The 11,427-nt window shown below is 55.4% G+C and carries 10 protein-coding genes and 1 tRNA gene; 7 read left to right on the plus strand and 4 right to left on the minus strand.

What is annotated here, in order from left to right:
- From B2R48_RS12590 to B2R48_RS12600, 3 genes are all read left to right on the plus strand, one after another.
- On the plus strand, positions 1-1,189 hold a 1,189-nt coding region (locus B2R48_RS12590; RefSeq protein ID WP_349676145.1), incomplete at its 5' end, for an iron-containing alcohol dehydrogenase.
- A gap of 18 nt (positions 1,190-1,207) precedes the next feature.
- Positions 1,208-2,683, plus strand: a complete 1,476-nt coding sequence (locus tag B2R48_RS12595; RefSeq protein WP_297000896.1) for an NAD-dependent succinate-semialdehyde dehydrogenase — start codon at positions 1,208-1,210, stop codon at positions 2,681-2,683.
- A 21-nt stretch (positions 2,684-2,704) separates the two neighbouring features.
- Entirely contained in the window at positions 2,705-3,859 is a 1,155-nt protein-coding gene (locus B2R48_RS12600) for an iron-containing alcohol dehydrogenase (RefSeq protein WP_297000899.1), read from the plus strand.
- A gap of 103 nt (positions 3,860-3,962) precedes the next feature.
- On the opposite strand, the gene B2R48_RS12605 is transcribed toward B2R48_RS12600, so the two are convergent.
- Together B2R48_RS12605 and B2R48_RS12610 are read right to left on the minus strand one after the other, a co-directional pair.
- Positions 3,963-4,910, minus strand: coding sequence for a cyclase family protein (locus B2R48_RS12605; protein WP_297000905.1), 948 nt, complete (start codon positions 4,908-4,910; stop codon positions 3,963-3,965).
- 208 nt (positions 4,911-5,118) lie between these two features.
- A tRNA-Leu gene (locus tag B2R48_RS12610) sits at positions 5,119-5,204 on the minus strand.
- A 215-nt stretch (positions 5,205-5,419) separates the two neighbouring features.
- Between B2R48_RS12610 and B2R48_RS12615 the strand changes: the two genes are divergently transcribed.
- From B2R48_RS12615 to B2R48_RS12630, 4 genes are all read left to right on the plus strand, one after another.
- Positions 5,420-6,007, plus strand: coding sequence for a YqaA family protein (locus tag B2R48_RS12615; RefSeq protein WP_297000907.1), 588 nt, complete (start codon positions 5,420-5,422; stop codon positions 6,005-6,007).
- Positions 6,008-6,050: 43 nt separating this feature from the next.
- Positions 6,051-6,557, plus strand: a complete 507-nt coding sequence (locus B2R48_RS12620) for a disulfide bond formation protein B (protein ID WP_297000910.1) — start codon at positions 6,051-6,053, stop codon at positions 6,555-6,557.
- Between the two features lie 233 nt (positions 6,558-6,790).
- Entirely contained in the window at positions 6,791-7,678 is an 888-nt protein-coding gene (locus B2R48_RS12625; protein ID WP_297000922.1) for a helix-turn-helix transcriptional regulator, read from the plus strand.
- A 147-nt stretch (positions 7,679-7,825) separates the two neighbouring features.
- On the plus strand, positions 7,826-10,009 hold the full coding sequence (locus tag B2R48_RS12630) for a TonB-dependent receptor (RefSeq protein WP_297000913.1): 2,184 nt from the start codon (positions 7,826-7,828) through the stop codon (positions 10,007-10,009).
- A 103-nt stretch (positions 10,010-10,112) separates the two neighbouring features.
- On the opposite strand, the gene B2R48_RS12635 is transcribed toward B2R48_RS12630, so the two are convergent.
- Together B2R48_RS12635 and rpmB are read right to left on the minus strand one after the other, a co-directional pair.
- On the minus strand, positions 10,113-10,679 hold the full coding sequence (locus tag B2R48_RS12635) for an HNH endonuclease (RefSeq protein ID WP_062955866.1): 567 nt from the start codon (positions 10,677-10,679) through the stop codon (positions 10,113-10,115).
- A gap of 386 nt (positions 10,680-11,065) precedes the next feature.
- Positions 11,066-11,359 (minus strand): 50S ribosomal protein L28, encoded by a 294-nt coding sequence (gene rpmB / locus B2R48_RS12640; protein WP_008889909.1) that lies wholly within the window; start codon positions 11,357-11,359, stop codon positions 11,066-11,068.
- Between the last annotated feature and the right edge of the window lie 68 nt (positions 11,360-11,427).

Raw genomic sequence — 11,427 nt, forward strand, 5'->3', positions numbered from 1 at the left:
CCCGACAACAGACATGTCAAAAGACGAGGTCCCCATGTCAGACTTTGTGTTTGAAACCACTCCTCGCGTCATCTGCGAGTTCGACGGTGCCTTGCAACTCGGCACCCTGTGCAAGGAGTTCGGCGCGAAACGCGCCGTTCTTCTGTCCGACCCGGGTTTACAGAAGGTTGGCCTGATCGACGCCCCTTATGCAGCACTTAAAGAAGCCGGGATTGAAACCCTGCTTTGGACCGATGTTCAGGCAGACCCGCCCGAGGAAAGCATTCTTGCCGCGGTCAAGGGTGCCCGTGACTTCAAGGCCGATATCGTCATCGGCCTTGGCGGCGGTTCATCGCTTGATACCGCAAAACTGGTCGCCCTTCTGTGTGGCAAGGATCAGAAACTTGACGAGATCTATGGCATCGGTCTGGCGACGGGCCCGCGCCTGCCGCTTATTCAGGTGCCGACCACGGCGGGCACCGGTTCGGAAGTCACGCCGATTTCGATCGTCACCACCCCAACGCACGAGAAAAAGGGCGTGGTGTCCAGTCTGCTTTATCCCGATGTCGCACTGCTTGATGCCAAACTGACCATGGGCCTTCCGGCCCCGATCACGGGCATGACCGGCATTGATGCCATGGTGCACGCCATCGAGGCCTACACCACAAAGCACAAGAAAAATGCCCTGTCGGACGGACTTGCCATCCGCGCGATGCAGCTGATGACCGCCCATATCGATGATGCGGTTTCTGCCAGCCCGTCACGCGAAGCCCGTGAAGCCATGCTTCAGGGGTCCATGCTGGCCGGAATGGCCTTTGCCAACGCCCCGGTCGCAGCGGTTCATGCCCTTGCCTATCCTCTCGGCGGGCATTTCCATGTCCCGCATGGACACAGTAATGCGCTGGTCCTGATAGAGGTTTTGAAATTCAACCGGGATGCGGCCGTATCGCAATATGCCGAACTCGCCCGCGCCATTCTGCCGGATGAAAAGTTCGCAAATGACGATGCTGCCTGTGATCGCTTCATTGCTTTCATGACCGACATGGTCGAACGCATGCCGTTCAGCCGCACCTTGCGCGAAGTCGGCGTGGCGGAAAGCGATCTCGACATGCTGGCGACCGATGCGATGAAGGTTGAACGCCTTTTGATCAACAATCCGCGTGAAATGACGTTCGAGGCCGCACGCGCGATCTATGCCGCCGTGCTGTAACGAAAAGGAATAGCCACCATGACCATCCAGCTAAATGATACTGGCCTTTGGCAAACCCAGGGGCATATCGACGGCAAATGGGTCGCATCCGACAGCGGCAAGACCTTTGCGGTTGTTGACCCGGCCACCGGCGAACATCTTGCCGATGTTCCCGATATGGGCGCGGCCGAAACCAATCGTGCGATTGATGCCGCCAATGCCGCCCTTCCGGCGTGGCGGGCCAAAACCGCCAAGGAACGTGCAAATGTTTTGCGCAAATGGTTTGACCTCTGCATGACGGCACAGGCCGACCTTGCATTGCTGATGACCCGCGAACAGGGCAAACCCCTGGCCGAGGCATCCGGCGAAGTGGCCTATGGCGCATCCTTCCTTGAATGGTTTGCCGAAGAAGGCAAACGCATTTATGGCGATGTTATCCCGTCGCATGGGGCGGACAAACGCATCATCACCGTCAAACAGCCGATTGGTGTTGTTGCCGCGATCACGCCATGGAACTTCCCGATGGCAATGATCACGCGCAAATGTGCACCGGCCCTTGCCGCGGGTTGCACGGTCGTCATCAAACCGGCGGAAGATACGCCACTGACCGCGCTTGCACTGGTCGAGCTGGCCAAACGCGCCGGGTTCCCCGATGGCGTGATCAATATCGTCACCGCATCACACGGGGCGGAAATCGGTGGTGAACTGACTGCCAACCCGATCGTGCGCAAGCTGTCCTTCACCGGCTCCACCCAAGTCGGCAAACTTTTGATGCGTCAGTGTTCTGATACCGTCAAAAAAGTCAGTCTAGAACTTGGCGGCAATGCGCCGTTTATTGTCTTTGACGACGCCGATCTGGATGCGGCCGTTGCAGGCGCGATTGCCTCGAAATACCGCAATGCCGGTCAGACCTGCGTCTGTGCCAACCGCATTCTGGTTCAGGATGGTGTCTATGACGCCTTCGCCGCCAAACTGGCCGAAGCCGTTGGCAAATTGCGTGTCGGTTTGGGCACCGAAGAAGGCATCACCCAGGGCCCGCTGATCAATGCCAAGGCGATTGAAAAAGTCGAAGCACTGGTCGAAGACGCCGTTTCTCGTGGGGCAAAGGCTGTTCTGGGTGGTGATCGCGCCAAGCCCGACAGCAATTTCTTTACCCCGACCATTCTGACCGGGGTTACGTCGGATATGCGGATTTTCTCCGAGGAAATCTTTGGTCCGGTTGCACCACTGTTCAAGTTCAGCAGCGAAGAAGACGCCATTCGCATGGCCAATGACACGCCATTTGGTCTGGCGGCCTATTTCTATGCACGTGATATCGGCCGCATCTGGCGGGTTGGCGAGGCGCTTGAATACGGCATCGTTGGCATCAACGAAGGCATCATTTCGACTGAGTCCGCACCGTTTGGCGGGGTCAAGGAATCCGGCATCGGCCGCGAAGGGTCGAAATACGGCGTCGATGACTTCGTCGAGATTAAATATATGTGCCTCGGCGGTCTCGCCGGGAATGCCAACTGATCCCGGATAAGGAGACACATCATGAGTTTCATGTTCCGAAGCGTGCCGCGCATCGTCTGCGAAGCCGGTGGCATTGCCAAGGCCGGCAGCCTGATGAAGGAACTCGGCGCCAGCCGTGTCACCATTGTCTGCGATCCGGGCATCGTCGAACTGGGCTTTGCGCAAAAGGCGCAAGATGCACTTGAGGCCGCCGGTATCGCGGTTCAGATCTTTTCTGACGTCGAGGCCGACCCGCCCCAGAAAATTGTCGAAGCCGCCATTGCCGGTGCACGTGACTGGAAGGCGGATGGCGTAATCGGTCTAGGCGGCGGCAGCTCGCTTGATAGTGCCAAGCTGGTTGCATTGCTTGCCAACAGCGATCAGACCATCGAAGAGATCTATGGGGTGGACAAGGCAACCGGTGATCGCCTGCCGTTGATCCAGATCCCGACCACCGCCGGGACCGGATCGGAAGTTACATGGGTGTCGGTGATTACCGATAACGACCACCTCAAACAGGTTGTCTACACCCCGCAACTGATGCCCGATATCGCGCTTCTGGATGCGGAACTGACCTATGGCCTGCCGCAAAAGGTCACAGCGGCCACGGGCCTTGATGCCATGGTGCATGCCATCGAAGGCTATACCAGCCGCACACGCAAAAACCCGATTGCCGATGGCATGGCGGTCACCGCCCTTTCGCTTCTGGGCAAAAACCTTATGAAGGTGATTGAAAATCCGGGCGACAAGGAAGCACGCTCTGCCATGTTGCAGGGATCGCTGATTGCCGGGATGGCCTTTGCCAATGCATCGGTTGCCGCCATTCATGGATTGGCCTATCCGCTGGGCGCACGTTTCCACATTCCGCATGGTCATGCCAATGCACTGGTCATGGCGCAGGTGATCCGCTTTAACCTGCCAGCCGCGAAAAAGCTGTATGCCGAACTCGCCCCGTGCCTGATCGAAGGGGTCGATTTCGACAGCGAAGACGCCGCCGCCGAGGCGTTCGTCAAACGGATCGAGGAAATGGTCCCGGCCAGTGGTCTTGAAATCCGCCTGCGCGACCTTGGCGTCACCGAAGAGTCCCTGCCGGAAATGGCCGAGGAAGTCTTTACCAAGATCCACCGCCTGATCGACAGCAATCCGCGCGACATGACCGCCAAGGAGATCGAGGCGATTTATCGCAGCGTTTATTGATTTGCCCGTGTGCAAACTTCGGTTTGTATCGTGGCACAAGAACCGGCGGCCTGTTTGGTCGCTTGGCCGCCGGTTCTAAAGTTTTCAAAGTGATCAGACCGGCTTAGCGAATGGCAACCGGGTTGATGATCATCTGTACAGCGCCCTTAAGCTTGGCCTGCCCGAGAACGAACAGGAACTCGTGCGCCCGGTCTGCGGCCAGGTCCCGGGTGACGATATTTTCAAGAATATAGACACCGTTTTCTGCCAGAAGCTTCACATGGACCGGGAAGAAAGCACTCGGATCTTCATGGGGAACAGCTTCAAGCCCCCATGTATCGGCGCCAACGGCCACAACACCCTGATTTGCCAACCATTCCGCTGCTTCCAGACCAAGGCCCGGTTCGGTCGTTCCGTAAAGCTCATTGTCCTTCCCGACCAAATCAAGCCATCCGGTATGGATCAGAGCCACATCTCCCTTGCGAATTTCGGTACCGGCGGCCTTCTGGGCCGCCAAGATGTTCTCAAGGGTGATGACATAGCCGCCTTCAAGACGATCAGTCCCCTTGATCGCAGCAACGTCCAGCAGGACACCACGCGTTGCCATTGGTGGCACGTTTTCAATGCCAAGCTTGGTCAGGCCGGTGGCTGCGACCATGTCTTCGGCGTGGTTATTGTTATAATAGGTATGATGATCGCCCAGATGGCCCAGACCATCAATCTGTGTCCCGACACCGAGCCAGCCGGTGAACATGTCATCGTTGTAGGTTCCCGCATTGCTGCCGATTGTTTTGTTACCGCTTTGTCCGGGCGAGAAAACCGTCACAGCGACACCACGTGGTGCAAAGGCCGGCGTATCACGTGAAACTTCCATCCCCAGTGAATAGACCTTGCCTTCGGAAATCAGCTTGCTGGCTGCAAGTGTTACTTCCGAAGTCAGATAGTTCGCAGCCCCGATCTGATCCTCCGGACCAAAGTGGGAACTGAACCTTTCATCAGCACAGGCGGTGCCAACAATTCCGATTGCACCGAGCATTGCGGATGCAAAGGTCACGATTTTTACTTTTTGCATTATTTCCTCCCTAAGTTGATAAGGACTCAGGGAAGGGCAATTCTTGTGCCAACAAAAAATGGCCGAAACCAAGGGAAATCCGCGCTTTGTTGAGCGGTCGCCGCTCAAAGACACCTTGAAATGATCGCTTGCCGCTCCGGCTGCCAGACCGGCCACGCAATGCACGCCATGGTTTTGTCACGATATATTACGTTTGGAGAAAAAGTGATGGTGCCCCCGGGGAGAATCGAACTCCCACTCACTAGGTGAAACAGATTTTGAGTCTGCCGCGTCTACCAATTCCGCCACAGGGGCAAGCAATTCAGGTGCGTTGCGCACCCTCCATCAACGGGCGGGATAATAGCTGTAAATTTCGCCGGGTCAATGGGGCTTTGTGCAAAAATGCGTTGCGGTAAACACCGATAAACTGTGTCATTGCGATTGTCGGCAAAATGCGGTTTGATCTGGTCCGTTTTCAAGGCCATGGGCCGTTCATCAAATACACAAAATCAAGACAAGGCACCATCGCCGTGATCCGCAGCCTTTATGACTGGACCATGAACCTTGCTGCCCATCGCCATGCTGGCTGGGCCCTGTTTTTCATTGCCGCGATCGAAAGCTCTGTCTTTCCGATCCCGCCTGACATTCTGCTGATCCCGATGATTATTGCAGCGCCCGCGCGCGCCTGGCGCTATGCATTGATCTGCCTTGTCGGGTCGGTACTGGGTGGCTTGGTCGGCTATGGGATCGGATTCTTCCTGTTTGAAGCGGTTGGGCGTCCGGTACTGGAGCTTTATGGCTATGCCGGGAAATTTGATCAATTCCGCGATTATTATAATGAATGGGGCGCCTGGGCGGTGTTTATCGCCGGTGTCACACCATTCCCCTATAAGGTGATCACCATCCTGTCTGGCGTCACCGCGCTTGATCCGACTGTTTTCACCATTGCATCGATCCTGGCGCGGGGATTGCGGTTCTTTGTCATTGCCGCGCTGATCTGGAAATTCGGCCCCGTCATCCGCGAATTTATCGAAAAGCGACTGGGCCTCGTTTTCACCATATTTATTGTGGTTCTTGTTGGCGGGTTTGCCGCACTCAAACTGATCCCGCATGGTTGACCCGATGCCAGATTCTTATGGAAGACGAAAAACGGATTTGTTTATGTTTAAATTGCTGCGCCCACGCTTTATCCCGGCCTTTCCGCCCGTCGCCCTGCTGTTGATTTCGGTGGGCAGCCTCGGCTTTGCGTTTTATGCCCAGTATGTGCAGAAGCTATTGCCCTGCGTACTGTGCCTGTATCAGCGTGTGCCGTTTTATGTGGTTGCCGGCCTTGCGGTAGTTGCCCTGCTTCTGATCCGCTTTCCTGGCGCCGCGCGGATGGTGGTTTATCTCTGTGCTGCGACGTTTGCAGTCGGAACGGCGATTGCGTTTTACCACGTCGGCGTTCAGGAACTGTGGTGGGAAGGGCCAGCCATGTGTGGCGGGGTTCAAAGCGGTGCGGCGTCATTGGCGGACCTCAAGGCGCAGCTTATGGCGCAGCCAATCATCCGGTGTGACAAGATCGACTGGACACTGTTTGGCATCACCATGCCGACGGTGAATGTCTTCTTCTCGGCAGCACTTATCATTTTCTGCCTGATTGCGCCGTCGCGCTGGATGAAAAAGTAACAGCAAACGACTTTGGCCACGCCCAAACAAATCTTTGGAAAACCCGCCTGACACGCAAGGCGGGTTTTTGCATTTCCGAGGCTCGCCTTTGGCGCGAACAGTTGCTCAGGAATCTGACAATTCTTCGAATGATAATGAGAATTGTTATTGTTTGCAGAAAATTCCCGGTTATATTGAGACCCATTCGCACCATAAGTTCCGACCGGACAAAGGACCCCATTGTCGTGAGCGCCATGGCATTTCATCCGCATATGACCAGCCACATCGAAGGGATTTCCCTTCTTGATGATTTACGGTTCCGCCGTTGGGACACCGCCATTTCCGATTTGTGGCATGTGAAATGCGAAGCAGAGGCCGGGGGAACCTATGTTTCGCAAGCACCACGTCTGGTGGCGATCCTTGATTGCGTCGGCGATGGGGGCATCAACGTCCGTTCCTCAAATGACACTGCAGATCAGCAACGTCGCGCCAAAGGATGCCTGTCCTACATCCCGGCCGGGATGGAGGTCTCATCCGAGGTTTTCGGTGCATGTCGTCTGCGTCATCTTGATATTCATTTTGATATCGACGCGCTTGAAAACAGCATGGGTGTTCTGCTTGACCGTGTAAGCTTGGAGACACCGCGCATCGGTTTTTGCGATCCGCGCATCAATACGTTGGTCCGGTTGCTGGCCGACGACCTGCAAAGCGAACATCAAAGCCCGCAGATCTATGGCGAAGGCTTGATCAGCGCGCTGACCGCGGCCCTTCTGCAACCGCGCCAAGCCAATGAGCCGCAACGCAAACGCGGCAAACTGGCACCATATCATTTGCGCAAGTCGGTCGACTATATCGAACAGAATTGCGGACGAACCATCCGCCTTGATGAACTGGCACAGTTGACCGGGCTCTCACAATCCTATTTCTGCTCGGCCTTTCGCGAAAGTACCGGTATGCCCCCGCAACAGTGGCAGATGAAAGCCCGGGTGGAGCGCGCCAAATCCCTGCTTAAAGATGCCGATACACCGCTTGCCTCGGTTGCCCTTCGGGTCGGCTTTGCCGACCAGGCGCATCTGACCCGCGTGTTCCGCAAAATCGTTGGCACCACGCCGGGTGCCTGGCGCAAGGAACAGATCGCTTAACTTAAGCCAAAATCCGTTCAATACGCCGAAATCCGGTTCAATATTCCATCCCCTACCGCGTGATATCGAGTGGCCATCATCAAAGATGACCCGCCGGTTCCCGCCCGACAGGTCGTCATCAAAGACAACCGATACAGGGAATCCCAAATGCGTTTTACAGGAGAGAAACTGTCTTCGACCCTTTTGCTGGGTACGGCACTGACAATGGTTTTTGCCACACCCGATTTCGCACTGGCGCAGTCCGCAGATGACGCGATAGCAAGCGAAGGCGAAACCACCGAAGTCCTGATCATCGAAGGCGATGCTACTGCCGCCGATGCCGGTGACCCCACCCCGCCGGTCTATGCCGGTGGACAGGTTGCCACAGGTACCCGACTTGGTGCGTTTGGCAACAGTGACATCATGGATACACCGATTGCCGCCACCGGGTACACCGGCGAGCTGATCAAGAACCAGCAGGCACGCGATATTTCCGATGTGATGGATAACGATCCATCGGTGATCAACACCAACGGGTTTGGCACCTTTGCCAACCGCTTCACCATTCGTGGCTTCGACCTGACATCTGATGACGTTTCGATTGACGGCCTTTATGGAACGGCACCGCGCCAGTCCGTTGCCCTTGAAATGTTTGACCGCGTTGAAGTCATCAAGGGGGCTTCGGGCTTTTTGAATGGCATGGCGCCATCTTCTGGTGGATTGGGTGGCAACATCAACCTTGTTCCGAAACGGGCCGGTGATGACCCGGTTACCAGCTTCACCGGCAGTTATGGCGCGACCAGCGAAGTTGGCGGGCATTTTGATTTTGGCCGTCGCTTTGGTTCGGACGATCAGTTCGGGGTTCGCACCAACATCATGCATCGGGCGGGTGAAGCATCCATCGAGAATGAAGATCGTGAGACGTCGCTTGGTTCAATCGCGCTTGATTACCGCGGCGATGATACCCGGGTCACGTTCGATGCAGCGATTAACAAGCTGCGCGTTGAAGAAGGCCGCCCTACAGTTCGGGCGAACAACCTGACCTCAATACTTGATGCACCGTCCGGTTCGCATAACTTTGCCGCCGCTGGCACTTATAGTGATCTTGAGGACAAGTTCGCGCAGGTGCGCTTTGAGTATGACGCAACCGACAGCACCATGCTTTATACCGCCATTGGCGCGCATACCACTAACGAAGACAGTGATTTTTCATCCGTTACCTTAACCAGCACGGATGGATCGGGCAATTTTGGCAGGTTCGCGACAGTTTATGAACGCGAAGATGTCAGTGGTGTTGCAGGCATCCGTCAGGAGTTTGACACCGGACCGGTCAAGCACGAACTTAATGCCGGAACCACCGCAATGTGGCAGGAAGCAAGGACAAACTGGGACTTCGGCACATCTGTTGCCGGTAACATCTATAACAGCGGCCCATCCAACATCGTATTTGGCGACCCCGGGGACGCCAATCTCAGTTCACATACAATCCTGACAAGCTATTTCCTGGCCGATACGGTGAGCTTCTTTGATGACAACATCCACCTGACCGGTGGTGTTCGCCGTCAGAACGTCAAATCGCGTGGTTACGACAGACTTACCGGGGCCAAGAACTCCAACTATGACTCCTCTACCAACTCACCGATGCTCGGCTTCGTTGGCAATGTGACCGATCAGATCACGGTTTATGCCAATTATATCGAAGGTCTGGAAGCCGGAAAAACCGTGACGGAGGCGACTGCAACCAACCGAGGTGAAACGTTAGCACCGTACACGACCGAGCAAATGGAGGTCGGTGCGAAATTCGACTTCGGCACCTTTGGAGGCGGGATTGCCCTGTTCCAGGCTGAGAAACCGTCAGCGTATCTTAATAGCAGCAACCTCTATACCACCGATGGTGAGCAGCGAAATCATGGCCTTGAGCTGACAGCCTTTGGTGAACCGATTGTTGGCACCCGCATTCTGGGTGGCATCACCTTTATCGACGCCGAACTGACCAAAACCGAGAATGGTACCAACAACGGCAATACGGCACCGGGCGTTCCGGAATATCAGGCAACCCTTGGTGCGGAATACGATTTGCCGTTCCTTGGCGGTGCGACCGTTGGTGGACGGCTGATCCATACGGCCGCGCAATACGTTAATACCGGCAACACGGTTGAAATTCCGTCATGGACGCGATTTGACATGAGTGCACGCTACGTGACCGAGCTTTATGATTATCCGGTCACCTTCCGTGCAAATGTCGAAAACCTGACCGATAATGACTATTGGGAAACTGCCAGCACGGAAACCAGCTATATGACCGTCGGCAAGCCGCTGACCGCAACATTCTCGCTCACTGCGGATTTCTGATCATCTGAATGTCTTGGCTCCGCGTACGCCAAACACACCAAAGCCGACGGTGATATCGCCGTCGGCTTTTTTCGTGGCTTTGGACCGGGTGAAAACCGGGTGCTTAGAAGTCGTATTCCAGTTCGGTATCCCAGTATAAAAAATCCCGCCAACTTTCATGAAGATAGTTTGGCGGGAAACGGCGTCCTGTGCTTTGCAGTTCGTGCATCGAGGGTTGTCCCGGCGTCCTGCGCAGTCGCAGGCCGGCCTCGCGCACCGATCGACTGCCCTTGTACAGGTTACAGTCAGAACAGGCCGTGACGATGTTTTCCCAGTTTGTACGACCACCCTTTGCGCGCGGAATGACATGATCAAAGGTCAGCTCATTGGTCGGCAGGCGGTCCCCGCAATACTGACAGGAAAATTCATCACGCAAGAAGACGTTAAACCGGGTAAAGGCCGGGCTGTTTTTAAGCGGGACATATTCCTTAAGCGAGATCACGCTGGGCAGGCGCATTTTAAAGGATGGAGAGCGTACTTCGCGGTCGTATTCGGAAAGAACATCGACGCGTTCAAGAAAGACCGCCTTGAGCGTATCCTGCCAGGACCAAAGAGACAGAGGAAAATAGCTCAACGGCCGAAAATCGGCGTTAAGAACAAGTGCCGGACACGCATTGGGCGATAAATGCATATCATCCGCTCCACCGTGTTTACCGAGTCGCTTGCCTTATTTAGCAGGTCCGGGAATCGCTGTTGATGAACATATCATGACGTTTCACCAAACCGGGCGACGCGGCGACGTAAACCACTGATAGAGCAAAGTATAGAACAAATTACCAAAAGCGCAAAGCTCGTGTTCTGCCGAGTCGCGTTTCTTGGCGCAACATTCATACGCAGCCCTTGGATCCCTTGGGCAAAGCCGATACCGCGCAGCACAAAAAAAGCCGACTGAGCATAGCAACCAACGTGAATTGCGCATCAAAACCAGTGCAATTACGCATGCCATGAAACACAAAAACGAAAGGCCCGCTAAAAAGCGAGCCTTCGTAAATTCTGTCTGTAAAGCAGAAGCCTGAATTAGGCAGCTTTTGCTTCAACAGCTTTGGCGACCTGGCGTTTGATTTTCACCAAATCTGCCGGCAGCTTTGCATTTGCAGTGCTGAGCAGATATGCATCCAGACCACCACGTTTTTCGATGGTGCGGACAGCATTGGTGGTCAGACGCAGACGCACCGAACGACCGAGCGACTCACTAAGCAGCGAGGTCGGCTGCAGGTTCGGGAGGAAACGACGTTTGGTACGATTGTGGGCGTGGCTCACATTCATGCCGACCAAAACGCCTTTGCCGGATACCGGGCAGCGACGTGCCATGACCTGATCTCCTGGTCTATAAATTCGCAAAAGGACGCTTGGCCTGAACATGCAGGCCCGCGCTTGGA

The sequence above is a fragment of the Thalassospira sp. UBA848 genome, assembly GCF_002295455.1.
GTDB lineage: Bacteria > Pseudomonadota > Alphaproteobacteria > Rhodospirillales > Thalassospiraceae > Thalassospira.